The 19,439-nt window shown below is 74.8% G+C and carries 18 protein-coding genes; 9 read left to right on the plus strand and 9 right to left on the minus strand.

The genetic code is table 11. The features are described 5' to 3' along the window. The first annotated feature begins 1 nt into the window (after position 1). Complete coding sequence (locus O2W20_RS11375) at positions 2 to 547, plus strand: DinB family protein (RefSeq protein ID WP_269172512.1); 546 nt, start codon at positions 2 to 4, stop codon at positions 545 to 547. A 21-nt stretch (positions 548 to 568) separates the two neighbouring features. Then, positions 569 to 1,108 carry a DinB family protein gene (locus O2W20_RS11380; RefSeq protein ID WP_269172511.1) on the plus strand — a complete coding sequence of 180 codons (540 nt, stop codon included), beginning with the start codon at positions 569 to 571 and terminating at the stop codon, positions 1,106 to 1,108. Positions 1,109 to 1,177: 69 nt separating this feature from the next. Here O2W20_RS11380 and O2W20_RS11385 read toward each other — a convergent pair whose 3' ends face one another. The 3 genes from O2W20_RS11385 to O2W20_RS11395 all read right to left on the minus strand — a co-directional run bounded on the left by O2W20_RS11385 (position 1,178) and on the right by O2W20_RS11395 (position 3,881). Next, complete coding sequence (locus O2W20_RS11385; RefSeq protein WP_269172510.1) at positions 1,178 to 2,131, minus strand: acetamidase/formamidase family protein; 954 nt, start codon at positions 2,129 to 2,131, stop codon at positions 1,178 to 1,180. 81 nt (positions 2,132 to 2,212) lie between these two features. After that, positions 2,213 to 3,460, minus strand: coding sequence for a serine hydrolase domain-containing protein (locus O2W20_RS11390; protein ID WP_269172509.1), 1,248 nt, complete (start codon positions 3,458 to 3,460; stop codon positions 2,213 to 2,215). Positions 3,461 to 3,593: 133 nt separating this feature from the next. Further along, positions 3,594 to 3,881 (minus strand): HU family DNA-binding protein, encoded by a 288-nt coding sequence (locus tag O2W20_RS11395; protein ID WP_269172508.1) that lies wholly within the window; start codon positions 3,879 to 3,881, stop codon positions 3,594 to 3,596. A gap of 349 nt (positions 3,882 to 4,230) precedes the next feature. Here O2W20_RS11395 and O2W20_RS11400 point away from each other — a divergent pair, with 349 nt between their 5' ends. Next, positions 4,231 to 5,154, plus strand: a complete 924-nt coding sequence (locus O2W20_RS11400) for an aldo/keto reductase (RefSeq protein WP_269172507.1) — start codon at positions 4,231 to 4,233, stop codon at positions 5,152 to 5,154. A gap of 38 nt (positions 5,155 to 5,192) precedes the next feature. Here O2W20_RS11400 and O2W20_RS11405 read toward each other — a convergent pair whose 3' ends face one another. Both O2W20_RS11405 and O2W20_RS11410 read right to left on the minus strand, forming a co-directional pair. Next, positions 5,193 to 5,366: a DUF1059 domain-containing protein gene (locus O2W20_RS11405; protein ID WP_269172506.1), complete on the minus strand. Its 174-nt coding sequence runs from the start codon at positions 5,364 to 5,366 to the stop codon at positions 5,193 to 5,195. A gap of 91 nt (positions 5,367 to 5,457) precedes the next feature. Further along, positions 5,458 to 6,546 carry an EAL domain-containing protein gene (locus O2W20_RS11410; RefSeq protein ID WP_269172505.1) on the minus strand — a complete coding sequence of 363 codons (1,089 nt, stop codon included), beginning with the start codon at positions 6,544 to 6,546 and terminating at the stop codon, positions 5,458 to 5,460. Positions 6,547 to 6,740: 194 nt separating this feature from the next. Between O2W20_RS11410 and O2W20_RS11415 the strand changes: the two genes are divergently transcribed. Continuing rightward, positions 6,741 to 9,566 (plus strand): SpoIIE family protein phosphatase, encoded by a 2,826-nt coding sequence (locus O2W20_RS11415; RefSeq protein WP_269172504.1) that lies wholly within the window; start codon positions 6,741 to 6,743, stop codon positions 9,564 to 9,566. 64 nt (positions 9,567 to 9,630) lie between these two features. Here O2W20_RS11415 and O2W20_RS11420 read toward each other — a convergent pair whose 3' ends face one another. Together O2W20_RS11420 and O2W20_RS11425 are read right to left on the minus strand one after the other, a co-directional pair. Next, positions 9,631 to 11,673, minus strand: a complete 2,043-nt coding sequence (locus tag O2W20_RS11420; RefSeq protein ID WP_269172503.1) for an acyl-CoA dehydrogenase family protein — start codon at positions 11,671 to 11,673, stop codon at positions 9,631 to 9,633. After that, positions 11,670 to 12,350: a TetR family transcriptional regulator gene (locus tag O2W20_RS11425; RefSeq protein ID WP_269172502.1), complete on the minus strand. Its 681-nt coding sequence runs from the start codon at positions 12,348 to 12,350 to the stop codon at positions 11,670 to 11,672. Before O2W20_RS11425 ends, O2W20_RS11420 begins: the two co-directional genes overlap by 4 nt. Positions 12,351 to 12,461: 111 nt before the next feature. On the opposite strand from O2W20_RS11425, the gene O2W20_RS11430 reads away from it, so the two are divergent. From O2W20_RS11430 to O2W20_RS11450, 5 genes are all read left to right on the plus strand, one after another. Further along, positions 12,462 to 13,745, plus strand: a complete 1,284-nt coding sequence (locus O2W20_RS11430; protein WP_269172501.1) for an acetyl-CoA C-acetyltransferase — start codon at positions 12,462 to 12,464, stop codon at positions 13,743 to 13,745. 141 nt (positions 13,746 to 13,886) lie between these two features. Next, positions 13,887 to 15,242 carry a 3-oxoacyl-ACP reductase gene (locus tag O2W20_RS11435; RefSeq protein ID WP_269172500.1) on the plus strand — a complete coding sequence of 452 codons (1,356 nt, stop codon included), beginning with the start codon at positions 13,887 to 13,889 and terminating at the stop codon, positions 15,240 to 15,242. A 1-nt stretch (position 15,243) separates the two neighbouring features. Further along, the gene (locus tag O2W20_RS11440; protein ID WP_269172499.1) at positions 15,244 to 16,098 is read left to right on the plus strand and encodes a MaoC family dehydratase; all 855 of its coding nucleotides are present in this window, start codon (positions 15,244 to 15,246) and stop codon (positions 16,096 to 16,098) included. Positions 16,099 to 16,151: 53 nt separating this feature from the next. Next, positions 16,152 to 17,033 carry a class E sortase gene (locus O2W20_RS11445; protein WP_269172498.1) on the plus strand — a complete coding sequence of 294 codons (882 nt, stop codon included), beginning with the start codon at positions 16,152 to 16,154 and terminating at the stop codon, positions 17,031 to 17,033. After that, positions 17,033 to 17,191 (plus strand): hypothetical protein, encoded by a 159-nt coding sequence (locus O2W20_RS11450; RefSeq protein ID WP_269172497.1) that lies wholly within the window; start codon positions 17,033 to 17,035, stop codon positions 17,189 to 17,191. Before O2W20_RS11445 ends, O2W20_RS11450 begins: the two co-directional genes overlap by 1 nt. 38 nt (positions 17,192 to 17,229) lie before the next feature. On the opposite strand, the gene O2W20_RS11455 is transcribed toward O2W20_RS11450, so the two are convergent. Together O2W20_RS11455 and O2W20_RS11460 are read right to left on the minus strand one after the other, a co-directional pair. Next, the gene (locus tag O2W20_RS11455; protein ID WP_269172496.1) at positions 17,230 to 18,288 is read right to left on the minus strand and encodes a DUF1611 domain-containing protein; all 1,059 of its coding nucleotides are present in this window, start codon (positions 18,286 to 18,288) and stop codon (positions 17,230 to 17,232) included. Then, positions 18,285 to 19,319, minus strand: coding sequence for a dipeptide epimerase (locus tag O2W20_RS11460; protein WP_269172495.1), 1,035 nt, complete (start codon positions 19,317 to 19,319; stop codon positions 18,285 to 18,287). The genes O2W20_RS11455 and O2W20_RS11460 overlap by 4 nt, the downstream gene beginning before the upstream one ends. Positions 19,320 to 19,439 lie beyond the last annotated feature (120 nt).

Here is a 19,439-nt window from a genome sequence, read left to right on the forward strand (position 1 = left end):
CATGACCGACTTCGTGCACGCCCCCGAGCGCGTCGACCCGCCGTACCGGGACGCCGAGCGCCCCGCGGTGCGGGCCTGGCTGGAGTACCAGCGGGGCACGCTGCTGACCAAGTGCGCCGGCCTCACCCCCGAGCAGCTGGGGGTGCGGTCGGTCCCGCCGTCCTCGCTCAGCCTGCGCGGGCTGGTGCGGCACATGACCGAGGTGGAGCGGGGCTGGTTCCGCCGGGTGCTGGACGGCCAGGACGCCCCGGACCTGTACTGCTCGGCCGACGACCCGGACGGCGACTTCGACGGCGTGGGCCGGGACGCCGACGAACCGGACACGGTGGCTCGGGAGTTCGCCCGGTTCGCCGAGGAGTGCCAGGTCAGCCGGGAGATCGCCGACGGGTTCGGCTCGCTGGGCGACGTGGGCCGGGGCCGCACCAGCCGCAGCGGGGAGCAGGTGTCGGTGCGCTGGGTCTACCTGCACATGATCGAGGAGTACGCCCGGCACAACGGCCACGCCGACCTGCTCCGCGAGCGCATCGACGGCGCCACCGGCGACTGAGGACGACGGCAGACTGGCCGGGTGACCGTGTTCCCGCCTGCCCCCACCCGCGTCGTCCCGCCGTTCTCCGACGGTGAACGCGCCACGGTGGAGGCCTGGCTGGACTTCCACCGGGCGACCTTGCTGGCCAAGTGCGCCGGCCTCACGCCCGGACAGCTGGGCGAGCGCGCGCTGCCGGAGTCGGCCTTGAGCCTGCGCGGGCTGCTCCGGCACCTGACCGACGTCGAGCGGTACTGGTTCACCCGGGTCGTCGCCGGCCGCCAAGCGCCGACGGTCTACTGGACCGACGAGGAGGACGCGGAGTTCGCCGGGGTGGGGGCCGAGGGCGACGACCCGGCGAGCGCCGTCCCGGCGGAGCTGGCCGCCTTCACCGCCGAGGTCGAGGCCAGCCGGGCGGTCGCCGCCGGGCAGGGCTCGCTCGACGACCTCAGCGCCGGGCTGCGGTACGGCGAGCAGGTGACGCTGCGCTGGGTCTACCTGCACATGGTCGAGGAGTACGCCCGACACAACGGCCACGCCGACCTGTTGCGCGAGCGCATCGACGGCACCACCGGCCGGTAGCGCCGACCACCAAAATGGCCATTTCGGTGGTCGAGTAGGGGCCGAGATCGCGACTCGGGCCCCTTGGGGCTAGCGGACGGCGCCCCAGGGGAGGACGGCGTGTACCCCGACGACCTGGTTGACCACCTGGGTGACCCGCAGGTCGACCACCACGCTGGCCAGGGCGAGCGCGTCGGAGCGGCCGATGCCGTGCAGGGCGGCCATGACGTCGAGCATCGCGTCCAGCGCGATCGCCATCGCCTCGTCCAGGTCGTCGGCCACGCCCATCGTCACCCAGCCGGCGGGGGTCTTCGCGACCGGCGTCGTGACCGGGGAGCCGAAGAGGTCCGGCAGCACGTCCAGGGTCAGGTCGACGGCGTCCATCGGGCACTCGATCGCCGTCCCGGCCACCTCACCGTCGCCCTGCGCGGCGTGCCCGTCCCCGACCGACAGCAACCCGCCGGACACGGTCACCGGCAGGTAGAGCGTCGCCCCGGCGACCAGCTCGCGGCAGTCGATGTTCCCGCCGTGCCAGTACGGCGGGATCGTCGAGTGCTGGCCGGGCTCGGCCGGCGGCACGCCCATCACGCCGAGGAACGGCCGCAGGGCGACCGAGTGCCCGGCCTGGTTGCGGCCGGTCCCGGCGGTGCCGTCCAGCGTCCAGCGGTGGACGACGGGTGACGCCGTCACCCCGAGCCGCTCGTTCAGCGCGGTCGACCGCAGCCCGCAGTACGTCGTCCCGAACGCGCCCGGGACGACGTCGTCGATGCGGACGGCCAGCACCTGCCCCGGTTCGGCGCCCTCGATGCAGACCGGGCCGGTGAGCGCGTGCCCGGCGGCAGGGTCGTACGCCCCGTGCCGGGGCCGCACGGCCAGGTCGGCCGCGGTGTCCGCGCCGGTGTACGGCCCGGTCGACCAGCCGGAGTCCAGCGTGCCGATGCGCACCGTCGTCCCGGGCTCGACGGTCAGCGCCGGCGGGAGCGCGGGGTCCCAGTACCCGTGCAGCGTGCGCTCGTCGGGCAACAGGACGTGACGGGACTCCATGCGCTCATCCTCGTATCAGGCACAGGAGGCTCTTCACTCGGTATCGGCTCGTGAACCGGGTGAAAAGCCTCCTGTGCCTCGTCAGAGGAGGGCCTGCTGGACCAGGGGGCGGAGGTGGGCGCGCACCGGGAGGGTGCTCGAGGGCAGCAGCTGCGTGTAGAAGGTGACCGTCAGGTCCTCCACCGGGTCGACGTAGAACTCCGTGGAGGCCGCCCCGCCCCAGCTGTAGGTGCCCACGCTGGACACCCCGCCGTAGCGCACCGGGTCCAGCACCATGGAGAACCCCAGCCCGAAGCCGACTCCGCGCAACGGGGTCTCCGCGTAGAGGGGCCGGCCGGCGGACTCCAGGTCCAGCCCGCCGGGGAGGTGGTTGCGCACCATGTGCGCGACGGTGCGCGAGCCCAGCACCCGGCCGGCGTCCGGGTCGTCCCCGATCGACCCCCCGCGGCGCAGCATCTCGACGAACCTCAGGTAGTCACCGGCGGTGGAGACCAGCCCGGCGCCGCCGGCGAGGAAGGTGGGCTTGCGCAGCGCGGCCTGCGCGAACGGGGCCGGCAGCAGCGTCACCCCGGGGCCGTAGAGCTGGGCGAGGGAGTCGACGTCGTCCTCCGGACGCAGTCCGAAGGAGGTCTGGGTCATGCCCAGCGGCTCGAACACCCGCTCGGCGAACACCTCGTCCAGCGGCTTGCCGGCGATGACCTCGAGCAGCCGGCCCAGCACGTCGGTCGAGACGCCGTAGTTCCACTCGGTGCCCGGCTGGAACAGCAGCGGCATCTCCGCGAACTGGCGCACGACCTCGGCGGAGTCGGCCCCGGGCGGGGAGCCCCACTCGTGGCCGCGCAGTCGGTAGAGCCCGTCGACCGGGTGGGCGTGGTGGAAGCCGTAGGTCAGTCCGGAGGTGTGCGTCAGCAGGTGCCAGACCCGGATCGGCTCCATCAGCGGCACGGTCACCGGCTTCTGCGCCGGGCCGGCGGTCCAGACCCGCGTCTCGGCGAACTCGGGCAGCCAGCGGCTGATCGGGTCGGTGAGCTCGAAGGCCCCCTCCTCGTACAGCGACATCGCCGCGACCGAGGTGACCGGCTTGGTCATCGAGTAGATCCGCCAGCGGGTGTCGTCGGTGACCGGGCGCCCGGCCTCGACGTCGCGCTGCCCGTGCCGGCCGACGTGCACCAGCCGGCCGTGCCGGGCGACGGTGACGAGGAACCCGGGCAGCTGGCCCTCGTCGACGTAGCGGGCCAGCCGGCGGTCCAGCCGCTGCAGCCGGCCGGCGTCCAGCCCGACCTCGGCCGGGTCGGTGGTCACGGACAGGTCGGTCTGCACAGCCGTCACGCGGGCACTCCGCTCGTCGCGGGCCCGCTCCCCGATGAGCAACGCCCCCGCCGGGCATCCTGGCACGGGGTGCCAGGAGCGCGACGGGGGCGTCGGGGTCGTGCTCGGTGCGGCCCCGGGGCGGGGCCTCAGTTCACTGCACCGGGACGGCGGCAGCAGCCTTCTTCAGGTTGGAGCCGGCGGTCACCTTGGCGGTGTGCGCAGCGGCGATCTCGATCGACTCACCGGTCTGCGGGTTGCGGCCGGTGCGGGCCGAGCGCTGTGCGCGCTCGACGGTCAGCAGGCCGGGCACGGCGACCTTGTCGCCCCGGGTGATGGCCTCGACGAGCTCCTCCTGGAGCCCGTTGATCACCGAGTCGACGGTCGACGCGGGGACGTCGACGCGCTTGGAGATGGCAGAGACGAGTTCGGCCTTGTTCATGGTGTTCCTCTCGCGGTGGTGGAGCAGCCCATCCCGGTGCGGGATGGGCGCAGTCGTGGTGTCGTGCCTGGTCGGACCGGGGGCGTTCCCCCGTCGTCCAGGTGGACCTCCGGGTCTCCAGCGTGCCAACTCGCTGGACACCAGGTGCGCAGCGGGGGTCCGGTGGGCGGAGCTGGCCGACCCCGTCGTCGACCAGGAACGGCGGGCACGTTGCCATGCCGACCAGGGTGTTGGCGAGCTGTGACCCCGGATTTCCGGGGTTTTCCTGCTCGCTGGTCACAACCGTCACGTTCCCGGGACCGTTCGGTCCGGCGCGCGTCCTCCCCGCGGGCGTCCTAGCGTTGGGTTCATGCCTCAGCTCCCCGGGACCGATCTGACCGTCAGCGACCTCTGCCTGGGTGGCAACGTCTTCGGCTGGACGGCCGACGAGCCGACGTCCTTCGCCCTGCTCGACCGCTTCCACGACGCCGTCCCCAGCACCCAGTCGCCGTTCGTCGACACCGCCGAGATGTACGGCGACGGCGTCTCCGAGACGATCCTCGGCAACTGGATGGCCGAGCGCGGCGTGCGCGACCGGATGATCGTGGCCACCAAGGCGTCGCCGGGGGACAAGGAGCACCCGCTCTCCGCCCCGGAGATCCGGGCGGCGGCCGAGCGCTCGCTGCGCAACCTGCGCGTCGACACCATCGACCTGTACTACGCCCACTACGACGACGAGACGACCCCGCTGGAGGAGACGCTCACCGCCTTCGACGAGCTGGTGCAGGCCGGCAAGGTCCGGTACGCGGCGGCGTCGAACTACTCGGCGAAGCGACTGACCGAGGCGCTGGACACCGCCCGGCAGCTGGGCGTCACCGGCTACGTCGCACTGCAGCCGCACTACAACCTGATGGAGCGCGAGGCGTACGAGGCAGAGCTGGCCGGCGTGGTGACCGAGCGCGGCCTGGGGTCGATGCCCTACTTCGGGCTGGCCCGCGGCTTCCTGACCGGCAAGTACCGGGCGGGGGAGGCCATCGACTCGCCGCGGGCCAAGGGCGCCGCGCAGTACGTGGGGGAGAAGGGCGACCGGGTGCTGGCCGCGCTGGCCGAGGTCGCCGAGGCCCACACCGTCACCGGTGCCGCGGTCGCGCTGCGCTGGCTGGCCGACCAGCCGTCGGTCACCGCACCGATCGCCAGCGGCCGCTCGGTCGAGCAGCTGGCCGACCTGCTGCCGATGCTCGACCTGGTGCTCACCGACGAGCAGCGGCAGCGCCTCACCGACGCCAGCCGCTGACGACGGGACCCCGGCCCCGCGGGGGGCCGGGGTCGTCGTCAGACCGAGACGATGTGGGCGCGGACCTGGCCGACCAGTTCCGGCGGCACGCTGCCCAGCCCGTGGTCGGCGGTCGCGTGCGCGGCGACCTGACCGAGGACGGCGTCCTCGTCGGGGCCGGTGAACGTGACGGTGCAGCCGGGGACGACGTCCCCGCAGGCGAAGGCCTTCATGCGGGCTCCAGTGCGCGGGTGGTGCGGGACCCGTCCGCCGGGCGGCGGTACGGGGTGGTGCACCGGGGGCGGGGTCAGGGCCCCCGGTGGTTCAGGTGGCGGCGGCGGACGCCAGGTCCTCGATCCGCAGCAGGCCGAGGACGGCGCCGTTGCGGTCGGTGCACAGCACCGGGTCGAACCGGTGCACGGGCGGGCGGGTGAGCGCGCGCTGCAGGGTCTCGGTGACCCCGGCCGACGGGTGCACGCGCAGCGACACCGGCGCCCGGTACGGCGCACCGGTCCGCGGGTCGGCGAGCACCAGCTCGGTGGGCACCTCGGCGCGGTCCAGCACGACGTAGGGCGGCGGGCCGTCGTCGCCGTCGAAGGCCTCCCGCTGGCGGAGGGGGCGCAGCAGGCTGGCCACGCTCTCGGTCAGCTGGGCGCGGGCCACCTGCGTGCGCACCAGCTGGGTGACCTCGGGGGAGAGCGGGGCGAAGTGCGCTGCGGGGCGGCCGAACAGCCAGCCCTGGGCCAGTGGGACGCCGAGCCGGGCGAAGACGGCGAGCTCACCCACGGTCTCCACGCCCTCGGCGAGCAGCCAGGCGTCGATCCGGCTGGTGAAGGTGCCCACCATCTCCGCCAGCGCGGCCTTCACCGGGTCGGTGTCCGCGCCGGCGACCAGGGCCCGGTCCAGCTTGACCAGCTGCGGGCGCACCTCGGCGAGCTGCTGCAGGCCGGCGTAGCCGGAGCCGGCGTCGTCGATGGCGATCAGCGCACCGCGGCCGCGCAGCGCGGCGGTCTGCTCCCGCAGCGCCGCGAGGTCCGGGGTGGGCATGTGCTCGGTCAGCTCGACGACCACCCGGCGCAGCGTGGCCGGCTGGGCGAGGGCGGCGGCGACCGGCGCGCTGCCCAGCACGTGCGGGCTGACGTTGACGGTCAGGAAGGTGTTGGGCGGCAGGTCCGGCAGGGCGGCCAGTGCCTTCCGCAAGGCGAGCGCCTCCAGCTCGGCGCCCAGGCCGGCCTCCGCGGCGGCGGTGAACCACACGTCCGGGGAGGCGGTGCCCGGGAACCGCGCGAGCGCCTCGTACCCGGCGACCGTGGCCGAGGCCAGGTCGACGATCGGCTGGAAGACGATGGTCAGGTCCTCCTCGCCCGCGAGGAGCGGGCGGCAGTCCCAGCGGTCCGGGAGGGTCGACGTCACCTCCCCTGCATCGGCCGCGCCGCCGACCTGCTTGAGGCCGCCCCCACCCCAGGGGGGACACCGCTCCGGCCGCCGGTGCCGGGCCTGGTGCGCCGGACGTGCCAGCATGGGGCAGCCCGCGACGAGCAGGGCCTGCCGGCGGCCGCCGGCACCCGTGTCCGGCCTGTCCGGCGCCAGCAGGGAGGCTGCCAGCCGTGCCCGCACCGAGCACGCCTGTCGAACCCGACCCGCTGGCCGACCCGGCCCGCGTCGCGGTGGCCCGACGACTGCTCGTCGAACTCCCCGGGAGTGCCCCGTTCGACCGGCTGGCCCGCCTGGCCAGCCGGCTGCTGGCCGTCCCGACGGCGCAGGTCGTGCTGCTCACCGACGTCGCGGTGCGGGTCGGGGGCTGCGGCCGGCCGACGGCGCTGGGCTCGGCCACCCCGCTGGACCAGGTGCCCGGCAGCGTTGCCGCACGCCTGCGGGCACCACTGGTGGTGCCCGACGCCGCCGCCGACCCGCGGGTCGCCGGACAGCCGGCGGTGGCCTCCGGCGAGGTCCGCAGCTGCCTGTCCGTGCCGCTGGTGCTCGCCGCCGGTGACGTGGTGGGCGCGCTGACCCTGATCTCCCCTGAGCCCCGGTCCTGGAGCGAGGACGACGTCGTCCTCGCCGGGGAGGTGGCCGCCACCGTCGTCACCGAGCTGGAGCTGGTCGCCGCCTCGATCGCGGTGCGCTCCTCGCTGAGCCGGCTGGAGCTGACGCTGGAGGCCAGCGAGGTCGGCAGCTGGGAGCGCGACCTGCGCACCGGGGTGACCACCTGGGACGAGCGGAATGCCGCGATCTTCGGGCTCCCGGGCCCGGTCACGGTCTCCGGCGACGAGGTGATGGCTCAGTACATCCACCCCGGCGACCACGCCGCGGTGCAGCAGGCGATGGACGTGGCCCTGGCCGGCACGGGTGAGTTCGTCGTCGAGATGCGGGTGCTGCGGACCGACGGCGAGGTGCGCTGGACGGTCTCCCGGGGCCGGGTGGGCCGCGACCAGTCGGGTGAGCCGGTGCGCCTGCTCGGTACCACCGTCGACGTCACCGAGGCGCGGCAGCAGGCGCGGCTGCGGCTGGCTGCGGTCCAGCGGGCCGCGGTGATCGCCGAGGTCGCTGCCGACCTGGCCAACGCCGACCGGATGTCGGAGCTGGCCGAGGCGGCCCTGCGCGGCGCGGCCGTGCTCGGCGCCGACGCCAGCGCGCTGGCCGTCTTCGCCGCCGGCCGCGGCCCGCTCCGGCTGCACATGACCCGCCGCCTCGTCGACGCCGTCGAGTCGGGCACCGACGCCGTCCTGTCCGAGGCGGGCGTGGAGCTCCCGCTCGACGACGAGCTCCCCACCCAGTACGTGGCCCGGCACGGTGAGCCGGTGCTGCTGGGCGACCGGGCGGCGGCGGTGGCCCGTTTCCCGCGGATGGCCGAGGTCGGTGACCTGGTCGGGGTCCGGGCGCTCGCCGCGCTGCCGCTGCGGCTGGAGGGCCGGCTGCTGGGCAGCTTCACCGCGGTGTGGTCCGAGGACCACGTCTTCACCCCCGAGGACCTCGAACTGCTCCAGGCGCTCACCGCCCAGATCGGGCTGAGCATCTCCCGGCTGCACGCGGACGCCCAGCGGGACGCAGCCCTGGCGGAGATGGCCGCGGCCAACGTCCGGCTGGAGCTGCTGGCCGAGACCGGCCGGGTGCTCTCGGGGACCCTCGAGATCACCGAGCAGCTGGGCCGGCTGGCCGAGCTCGTGGTGCCTGCGCTCGGCGACTGGTGCTGGGTCGTCGTCACCGACGAGCACGGCCGGATGCGCCAGTTGGCCTCGGCCCACCGCGACCGGGCCAGGTCGGCGGAGCTGGCCGACTACGTGCGCGCGATGGTCGGCGGGATGACCGAGCACGCCGCCGCCCGGGTGGTCACCCGCACCGGACGGCCGCTGCGGGTGCCCGGCCTGGACGCCGCCTACGTCGCCCGCGCGCTGCCGGACCCGGCCTCCCGCGAGCGGCTGGCCCGGTTGCAGCCCGACTCCGGCATCGTCGTCCCGCTGGTCAGCCGCGGTCGCACCCTCGGGGCGCTGGGCCTGTATTTGAGCGCCGAACGGGGCCAGCACACCGACGTCGAGCTGGACACCGCCCTGGAGCTCGGGCGGCGGGCCGGGGTGGCGCTCCAGCAGGCCCGGCTCTTCGGTCAGCAGCGGCAGCTCGCCGAGACCCTGCAGCGCAGCATGCTGACTGCGCCGCCGGCACCGGACCACTGCGAGATCGCCGTCCGGTACGTGCCGGCCGCGGCCGGGGCCGAGGTCGGCGGCGACTGGTACGACGCCTTTGTCCAGCCCGACGGGGCGACCATGCTGGTGATCGGGGACGTCGTCGGGCACGACAGCCGGGCGGCGGCGGCGATGGGCCAGCTGCGCGGGCTGCTGCGCGGCATCGGGCACCACACCGGCGGCACCCCGGCGGAGGTGCTCACCGGCCTCGACCGGGCCAGCTCCGGGCTGGACCTCGACGTGATGGCCACCGCGCTGATCGCCCGGCTGGAGCAGGACCCCCCGGAGCTGGCGGCAGCCGAGACCCGCATCCGCTGGGCGACCGCCGGGCACCCGCCGCCCGTGCTGCTGAGCGCGGACGGCGAGGTGGCCGTGCTGGACGGCGGCGACCCGGACCTGCTGCTCGGGGTCGACCCGGACACCGTGCGCAGCGATCGGGTCGCGGTCATCGGCCGCGGCGGCACCCTGCTGCTCTACACCGACGGTCTGGTGGAGCGGCGCGACCGGGACCTGGACGCCGGGATCGCGGAGCTGTGCCGGGTGCTGGCCGGGCTCACCGAGCTGCCGCTGCAGCAGCTGTGCGACCGGCTGCTGCAGCGGATGTACCTGCCCGACACCGAGGACGACGTCGCGCTGCTGGCGGTCCGGCTGCACCCGCAGGGCGTGCCGAGGCCGGCCGAGGCCGGCCCGCAGCACGTGCCGCCCGGGATCGAGCCGGCCCCGGCGGTGCACCCGGAGGCCGGCCCGAGCTGACGGAACGGCCCTGCTGCAGGGGCCCATCGCGAGCTTGCGAGCGGTGGGGGGCAGCAGGGTCCTCTCACTGGGCGGGGGCCATCTCCAGGTCGGTCGCGGTGGCGGCCTGCTGGGGCTGGGCCCCGCCGGCGCGCAGCGCGGCGTCGTGCGCGGCCATCGCCTCCTGCCGGCCGGGCTCCTCGGCCACGATCGCGCAGTTGAGCCAGGCCTCCGGGATAGCAAAGGCGTCGACCAGGGTGCGCATGTGCGGCCGCAGCTCCTTGAGCAGGTCGTTCACCACCCCGGTCAGCGCCTTGGCCCGGGTGGGGGTGAGCCGGCCGTGCTCGAGGAACCAGCCCTTGTCGGCCTCGATGGTGCTCAGTGCGTAGAGGTCGCAGACCCGGGCCAGCAGCGCCTTCGCGGCCGGGTCGGGAGTGCGCTCGATGCCGGCGACGAAGGCCTCCAGCACCACCCGGTCGATGTGCGCCTGGGCCGCGGCGAGCACGTGGTCCTGCACGTCGTTGAAGATCTCGAACGGCCGGTCCTTCTTGGCCGCGGCGCCGCCGCGCAGCCGCCGGATCGCGCTCTCCAGGACGTGCTTCTCGCGGTCCTCGAACGCGGCCAGCTGCCAGCCCCGGTCCAGCATCGAGACGTCCTCGTCCCGGCCGGGCACGGCGTCGACCAGTCGCTGGATCAGCCCGCGGGCCGCCGTCCGCTCCAGCACCGTCTCGCGCACCTGCTCGGCGACGAACGCGGCCCGGCCCCAGCCGTCCAGTGAGCCGAACGCGTCCCGGTAGCCGGTGAGCAGGCCCTTGGCGACCAGCTGCATCAGCACGGTGTTGTCGCCCTCGAAGGTGGTGAAGACGTCGGTGTCGGCCTTGAGCGTGGGCAGCCGGTTCTCCGCCAGGTAGCCCGCCCCGCCGCACGCCTCCCGGCAGAGCTGGATGGTCCGGGTCGCGTGCCAGGTGGTCACCGCCTTCAGCCCGGCCGCCCGGGACTCCAGCTCACGCTGCGCGGCCTCGTCGACGTCGGCGCTCCCGAGCACGTCGTGCATGGTGGAGGTCAGCTCCTCCTGCGCGAAGCTCAACGCGTAGGTCGTCGCCAGCGCGGGCAGCAGCTTGCGCTGGTGCACCAGGTAGTCGTTGATCACGACCTCCCGGTCCTCGCCGGGGGCGGAGAACTGGCGGCGGGTGTCGCCGTACCGGACGGCGATCTCCAGGGCCACCTTCGTCGCCGACCCGGCCGAGCCGCCGACGCTGACCCGCCCGCGCACCAGGGTGCCGAGCATGGTGAAGAAGCGCCGGGTCTCGTTCTCGATCGAGCTGGTGTAGGTCCCGTCGGCGGCCACCTGGCCGTAGCGGTCGAGCAGCATGTCGCGCGGCACGGTGACGTGGTCGAAGGTCAGCCGCCCGTTGTCCACCCCGAGCAGCCCGGCCTTGGGGCCGTCGTCGCCGATCGTCACGCCGGGCACCGGGGCACCGTCGGCGTCCCGGATCGGGACGAGGAACGCGTGCACACCCCGTCCCTCGCCCTGGGTGACCAGCTGGGCGAAGACGACGGCCATCCGGCCGTCCTTCGCGGCATTGCCGATGTAGTCCTTGCGCGCGGCCTCGTGCGGGGTGTGCAGGTCGAAGGTCTGCGTGGCCGGGTCGTAGGTGCAGGTGGTGCGCAGCTGCTGGACGTCGGAGCCGTGGCCGGTCTCGGTCATCGCGAAGCAGCCGGGGAGCGCGAAGCTCATGATGTCGGGCAGGTACCGGTCGTGCTGGCGCTTGGTGCCCAGCGCCTGCACCGCCCCGCCGAACAGCCCCCACTGCACGCCGGCCTTGACCATCAGCGACAGGTCGGCCTGGGCGAGCATCTCGATGGCGGTGACCGAGCCGCCGGCGTCGTCCGCGCCGCCGTACTCGACGGGGAAGCCGAGGGAGACCCGGCCGGTGGTGGCCAGCTCCGCCGCCAGCGCGGTGATCCGCTCCCGCGCCTCGGTCATCGACTCGCCGTACACCGGGGCGTACCGGGCATCGCCGAGCTGCTCGCGGCTGTCGCGGCGCACCTGCGCCCAGCGACCGTCGAGGACCTCGGTGAGCCGGGCGGGGTCGACCGGCGTCAGGGGGGTGGGGGTGCTGGTCATGATTCCTCCATCGGACTCGCGAGGGTCTGGGTTGAGGGGTCCGGGGTGACGACGCCGCGCAGGCCCAGCCAGGCCAGGTCGGTGAGGTGGGTCGCCAGCTCGGCGCGGGGCATGGGGCGGTCGGCGCGCAACCACCAGTCGGCGGCGGCCCGGACCAACCCGATCAGGCCGTGCCCCCAGGGGGCGGCCGCGGCGGTGTCCTGCCCGGCGCTGGTCAGCGCCGCGCCGACCAGCGCGCCGACCTCGTCACCGACCAGGTCGGACAGGCTGCTGATCGGGTCGGCATCGACCGGGCGGTCGACCAGCGCCTGCCCGACGACGAAGCGGTAGACCTCGGGGTCGGCCTCGATGAAGGCCAGGTAGGTCTCCACGGCGGCGGTCACCATCTGCCGGGGGTGGTCGCTGCTGCCCATCGCCTCGCGCAGCTTGCGGGTGAGCTGCTCGGCGACCCGCGCGCAGACGGCGACGTAGAGCTCGCTGCGGTCGGCGAAGTGCCGGTAGACCACGGTCTTGCTGGTGCCGGCCTCGGCCGCGATCTCCTCCATGCCCACGCCGGCGCCGTGCTTGCCGACCGCGGCGAGGGTGGCGTCGACCAGCTGCTCGCGGCGTGCCCGGCGGTGCTCGTCCCAGCGCGAGTCCCGTCGATCGCGCCGGCCGGCCGCCGTCTCCGTGTTCACGCAACCGACGGTACCTGATACTCTCGGTACCGTTCAGTCCGTCCCGCATCGACTGCCCCCGAGGGGCCGAAGTCGCGACTTTGGCCCCTCCGGGTGTTCCTGGAGGTCCCCATGGCACCGCAGACCCGGAAGGCCGCGATCGTCGGCGGCAACCGCATCCCGTTCGCCCGCTCCAACGGCGCCTACGCCCGGGCGAGCAACCAGGACATGCTCACCGCCACCCTCGACGGGCTCGTCGCCCGCTTCGGGCTGCAGGGTCAGCAGGTGGGCGAGGTCGTCGCCGGCGCCGTCCTCAAGCACGCCCGCGACTTCAACCTCACCCGGGAGAGCGTGCTGGGCTCCCGGCTGTCGGCCGCGACGCCGGCCTACGACGTCCAGCAGGCCTGCGGCACCGGCCTGGAGGCGGCCGTCCTGGTCGCCAACAAGATCGCCCTGGGGCAGCTGGAGTCCGGCATCGCCGGGGGCGTCGACACCACCTCCGACGCGCCGATGGCGCTGAACGAGGACATGCGGCGGGTGCTGCTGGCGGTCAACAACGCCAAGACGCTGCAGCAGCGGCTCTCCGCGCTGGCGGGGATCCGGCCCGGGCAGCTGATCCCCGAGGTCCCCCGCAACGCCGAGCCGCGCACCGGCCTGGCGATGGGCGACCACGCAGCCATCACCGCCGCGGAGTGGGAGATCGGCCGGGAGGAGCAGGACGAGCTCACCGTCCGCTCGCACCACAACCTCGCCGCGGCCTACGACCGTGGCTTCTTCGACGACCTGGTGACGCCGTTCCTCGGCCTCACCCGCGACCAGAACCTGCGCCCGGACACCTCGGTGGAGAAGCTGGCGAAGCTGAAGCCGGTGTTCGGGCAGGGCGAGGGCGCCACGATGACGGCGGGCAACTCGACCCCGCTGACCGACGGTGCCTCCGCCGTCCTGCTCGCCTCCGACGAGTGGGCCGCCGAGCACGACCTGCCGGTGTTGGCCCACCTGGTCGACGCGCAGACCGCCGCGGTCGACTACGTGCACGGCGGCGAGGGGCTGCTGATGGCCCCGGCCTACGCGGTGCCGGTGCTGCTGGCCCGCAACGGGCTGACCCTGCAGGACTTCGACTTCTACGAGGTCCACGAGGCGTTCGCCTCCACGGTGCTCGCGACGCTGAAGGCCTGGGAGAGCCCCGAGTACTGCAAGGAGAAGCTCGGGCTGGACGCGCCGCTGGGCTCGATCGACCGGGCCAAGCTCAACGTGCACGGCTCCTCGCTGGCCGCCGGGCACCCGTTCGCCGCGACCGGCGGCCGGATCGTCGCGACGCTGGCCAAGACGCTGCACGAGGCGGGCCCGGGCAAGCGCGGCCTGATCTCCATCTGCGCCGCCGGTGGCCAGGGCGTCGTCGCGATCCTCGAGTCCTGACCCCGCCGTCCGGCCCGTCGGCCGTCCGGGTCAACCCGGTCCACCTGAGGTTGAGCCGTGCCACGTCGCGGCTCAACCTCAGATGAGGCGGCTCGACCCGGGCGAGCGATCCCATCTCCCGCACCACGGAAGGACCCTCACGTGAGCGACTGGTACCGCGACTTCGCCAACTCCGGCGTCGGCACGACCATCACCAAGCAGCTGGGCCTGCCCCGGCCGGCGGAGCTGCGCCGGTACGAGCCCGGGCAGCCGCTGCTGCCCGGCGCCGCGGTGGTCGGCTCGGCGGGGGAGGGCCGGCTCCGCGATGAGCTGACCCGGCTGCTGAAGGACGACGGCGTCACCGTCGTCTCCCCGGTCACCGTCGACGGCGGCACCGACGGTGAGCGACTGGCCGCCGTCCTGCTCGACGCCACCGGGCTGACCGGGCCGACCGACCTGGCCGCCGCGCACGACTTCCTGGCGCCCGCGGTGAAGCGGCTGGCCCCCAGTGGCCGGGTGCTGGTGCTGGCCGACCCGCCGGCGGGGACGTCCTCCCCGGCCCAGGCCGCCGCCCGGCAGGCGCTGGAGGGGCTGGTCCGGTCGCTGGCCAAGGAGCTGCGCAGCGGGTCGACGGCGAACCTGGTGCACGTGCCCCTGGGCGCGGAGGCCTCGCTGGCCAGTCCGCTGCGGTTCTTCCTCTCCGGCCGTTCGGCCTACGTCGACGGCCAGGTGCTCGCCGTCACGACCGCCGAGCTGCCCGACGCCGCGGACGCCGAGCAGCCGCTGGCCGGCAAGGTCGCCGTGGTGACCGGTGCGGCGCGCGGCATCGGTGCGGCCATCGCCCGGGTGCTGGCCCGGGACGGCGCCCACGTCGTCGCCGTGGACGTGCCGGCGGCCGGCGAGCAGCTGGCCCAGGTGGCCAACGAGGTCGGCGGGACGGCGGTCGCGCTGGACATCACCGGAGACGACGCCGGCCCGCGGCTCGCTGCCCAGCTGGTGGCCCGGCACGGCGGGGTGGACGTCGTCGTGCACAACGCCGGCATCACCCGGGACAAGCTGCTGGTCAACATGGACGCCGCCCGCTGGAACTCGGTGATGGCGGTGAACCTGCAGGCGCAGCTGGACATCACCCAGGCGCTGCTGGACACCGAGGGAGCGCTCAAGCCCGACGCCCGGGTGGTCAGCGTGAGCTCGCAGTCCGGGATCGCCGGCAACCGTGGGCAGACCAACTACGCGGCGTCCAAGGCCGGGGTCATCGGCATGGTGCGCAGCTGGGCGCCGGAGTTCGCCGAGCGCGGGGCCACGATCAACGCCGTCGCACCGGGCTTCATCGTCACCGAGATGACCGCGAAGATGCCGCTGGGCACCCGCGAGGTCGGCTCCCGGCTCAACTCGCTGCAGCAGGGCGGGCTGCCGGTCGACGTCGCCGAGACGATCGCCTGGCTGGCCCAGCCGGGCAGCGCCGGGGTCAACGGCCAGGTCGTCCGGGTCTGCGGCCAGTCGCTGCTGGGGGCCTGACGTGACGCGCACCGTGCTCGACGCCCCGCCGGCGCTGCCGGCCCTGTTCGCCCGGGCCGCGCTGACCGCGCGTGGCCGGGGCGGCGACCTGCCCGACACCCGGCTGGCCCGGCTCGGCGTCGAGGTCGACCCGGCGCACCTGGCGGACTACGCCCGGGTCTGCCGGTTCCCGCTCGCCGACAGCCTGCCGGTGACCTACCCGCACCTGCTCGCCTTCCCGTTGCAGGTGGCGCTGATGACCGACCGGGCGTTCCCGCTCGCGCTGCCCGGTCTCGTGCACGTGCGCAACCAGATCGACCAGCTGGCGCCGATCGGCATCGGCGCGGCGCTGGACGTCGAGGTGTGGGCCGAGCGGTTCGCCGGGCACGTGCGCGGAGCGACCGTCGACCTCTGCGCCACCGTCTCCGCCGGGGGTGCGGAGGTCTGGCGCAGCCGGTCCACGTACCTGGCCCGCGGGGCGACGGCGCCCGACGGCGCACCGGACGCCGACGTCTCGGTGTCGGTGGGGGAGCTGAAGCGCGTCAACGCCCAGTGGCAGGTGCCCGCCGACACCGGTCGCCGCTATGCGGCGGTCTCCGGCGACGTGAACCCGATCCACCTCTCCGGGGTCACCGCCAAGGCATTCGGCTTCAAGCGGGCGATCGCGCACGGCATGTGGGTCACGAGCCGCACGCTGGCGGCGCTGGCCGGCCGGCTGCCCGAGGCGCTGTCGGTGGACGTGGCGTTCCGCAAGCCGCTGCTGCTCCCGGCGACGGTCACGCTGTCGACCGAGCAGGCCGGGGGCGGCTGGGACGTCGCCGTCCGCAACGCGACGGCGGGCACCGAGCACCTGCTGGGGACGATCCGTCCGTCCTGAGCTCCCGCGCGGCGCACGGTGACGGGGCGTTGCTCACCTAGCATCGCACCGTCATGGACACGCAGCCGATGCAGCAGGTGAGCCCCGGCCGCGCGATGCCCCTCCTGTCGGAGGAGCCCGACCGGGACCCGGGCTTCCTGTCGGATCAGCTCACCCGGGAGCCGGACCCCCCGCCGGTGGAGCGCACGCGGGAGCCCGTCTGGCGGCTGCTGACCCGTGGCGCCGGCGAGCTGATGGTGACGGCGGGGCTGGTCCTGCTGCTGTTCGTCGTCTACGAGGTCTACGTCACCGACCTGCTCAACGACCGCCGGCAGGAGCAGCTGACCGAGGAGATCCGCGACGTCTGGGCGGACGCCCCGGAGCCCACGGCCGTGCTCCCGGTGCTGGTCGAGCCGGCGGCCGGCGAGCCGCTCGCGGTGCTGCGCATCCCGCGGCTGGGCGAGGACTACCAGCAGGTCGTCCTGCAGGGCACCGACGAGGCGCAGCTGTCCCAGGGGCCGGGCCACTACGCCGGGACGGCGATGCCCGGGCAGCCCGGCAACCTGGCCATGGCCGGGCACCGGGTGGGCAAGGGCTCGCCGTTCATGGACCTCGACCAGCTCCGGCCGGGCGACCCGATCGTGGTGGAGACCGCGGACGCGTGGTTCGTGTACCGGGTGCTCGGCGACCCGGCCACCGGCGACTTCGCCACCGATCCCAGCGGGATCCCCGGCCAGCAGATCGTCCGGCCGTCCGACGTCGACGTCATCGCCCCCACGCCGGGCACGGCCGGTGCGGCGCCGTCGGGCACGTACCTGACGCTGACCACCTGCCACCCGAAGTACTCCGCGCGGCAGCGCCTGATCGTGCACGCCGGCCTGGACGGCGCCCCGGTCGCCAAGGTGGATGCGCCCGACGGCCCGCCGGCCCTGCTCGAGGGCGGAGAGGACTCCTGATGTACGGCTGGATCTGGCGGACCCTCCCGGGCGGCCGGACGAGCAAGGCGCTGCTCTCCCTGCTGCTGGCGCTCGCCGTCTGCGCGCTGCTGCTGCTCGTCGTCTTCCCGTGGGTCGAGCCGATGCTCCCGTTCAACGACGTGACCATCGACCGGTGAGCCACCCGGCGGGGTGACGCCCCCCGCGCCGTCCCGGGTCAGGCCAGCGCGGCCAGCACCGCGTCCAGCACCCGGTCGGGGCCGAAGCGGACCACGTCGTCGGCGACCAGGCCGGTCTCCGCCTCGGCGGCCGCGACGGCGCCCCGCGCGTCCTCGTCGGAGAGCCCGGCGGTGTTCAGCGCGACCGCGACGACCGGTGACGGCCGCACCCAGCCGGCCGCCTGCTCGTAGCCGCGGACGATCCCGGCCAGCGGCGGCAAGGCCGTCTGCGGGTAGTCGGCGATCTCGGTGCGCCCGGCCCGGTGGCAGAGCACCAGCGCGTCGGCCGACGCGCCGTGCAGCAGGCCGAGGGTGACCCCGGAGTAGGCCGGGTGGTAGATCGAGCCCTGCCCCTCCAGCCAGAGCAGGTCCCCGCGGGTGGCGCCCTCGCGGACCAGCCGGTCGGCGGCGCCGGCGACGTAGTCCGACACCACCGAGTCCACCGCGATGCCCCAACCGGAGATGGCCACCCCGGTCTGGCCGGTGGCCACGAAGACCGAGGCCAGCGCCCGGGCCCGGGCGGCGCGGTCCAGCTCCAGGACGACGCTCATCTTGCCGATCGCGCAGTCCGAGCCCACGGTGTGCACCACCCGGGCGGGCACCGGCTCGCCGGCGGGCACGTCCAGGTCGTCCGGGGCCGCCCGCAGGTCGCGGATCTGCGCCCCGTGCTCGGCGGCGAGGGCGGCGAGCGTGGGATCGGTGCGCAGGTCGGTGTGCAGCCCGGCCTCGACGTCCATGCCCAGCCGCAGGGCCTCGGCCAGCAAGGCGTGCCACGCCGGGGTCAGCCGGCCGCCCAGCGGGGCGACCCCCAGCAGCACGGTGGTGGCCCCGAGCGCGGCTGCCGCCGCCAGGTCGGGGACGACGGGGGCCGGGTGGTCGCAGAACGGGACGACGTCGACCGCCCGGCGTCCGGCGTGCACCTCGTCGACGACGCAGACCACCTCGCGCGGGCCGTAGCGGAGCACCCCGTGGGCGGTCTTGGCGTAGGACTCGGCGAGCTGGCCGGCGCTGAGCACGGCCAGCCGCTCGGTGCTCATCGGGCCTCCGCTGGTGCTCATCGGGCCTCCGCCGGGGTGAGGCCGAACCCGGGTGCGTCGGGCAGCACGACCCGGCCGGCCGAGAACCCGAGCCCGGTGAACGGCTCGTCGGCGATCAGCAGGTGCCCGTCCAGGTCCACGAGGTCGGCCAGCGGGCCGAGCTGGGCGGCCTGGGCGATGCCGAGCTGGGACTCGATCATGCAGCCGAGCATGACCCGCAACCCCAGCGCCGCGGCGGCGTGCACCATCCGGTGGGCCTCCCGGATCCCGCCGCACTTCGCCAGCTTCACCACGATCCCGTCCGCGAGGCCCGCGGCCGGGGCGACCGAGCCGAGGTCGGTGCAGCTCTCGTCGAGGAAGACCGGCAGCCGGTCGGGGAGCTCCCGGTAGCGGGCGTAGGCGTCCAGGTCGGCGCGCGGGAAGGGCTGCTCGATCATCTCCACGCCCAGCTGCCGCAGCTGCGGCAGCAGCTCACGGACGCCGTCCAGCGTCCAGCCCTCGTTGCCGTCGACCCGCAGCCGCGCCGGGGAGACCTCCCGGATCGCGGCCAGCCGCGCCAGGTCGTCCGGACCGCCGACCTTGACCTTGTAGACCTCGAAGCCCGGCGCCCGGCGCACCCGGTCGACGGTCTCCTCGACCGTGGAGATGCCGATCGTGAAGCTGGTCGGGGGCTGGACGCCGTCCAGGCCGAGCATCCGCCACACCGGCAGCCCGGCGTGCCGGCCGGCCCAGTCGTGCGCCGCGCCGTCCAGCGCCATCTTCGCGCCCTGCGGGCCGTCCCAGGCGCGGAGCCGGCGGGCGATCCCCTCCAGGTCCCGTAGGTCGTGCCCGAGCAGCTCCGCGCCGTGGTCCTGCACCGCCGTCGCCATGCCGGCCACCGACTCGCCCGCGTAGGCGACCGGGGCACCCTCGCCGTGGCCGGTCACGCCGCCGGCCTCGACCCGGACGACGAGTACCTCCTCGGTGTCGGTCGAGGAGCGGGCGATGGTGAAGGTGTCCCGCAGGCGCAGCTCCTGGGGCCAGCAGGTCACGGCCACGGTGTCGCGGACCATCGGCATCGCTCCTCGTCGGCGGACTGCTCCGGGCGGCGGACCCCCACCCTGGCCGTGCGATCGGGGCTTGGCAAACCTGGTCTCGGACGGGCCGGCGTGGCAGGGTCGTCCCCCCACCGG

The sequence above is a fragment of the Modestobacter sp. VKM Ac-2982 genome (assembly GCF_026967935.1).
Taxonomy (GTDB): Bacteria; Actinomycetota; Actinomycetes; order Mycobacteriales; family Geodermatophilaceae; genus Modestobacter.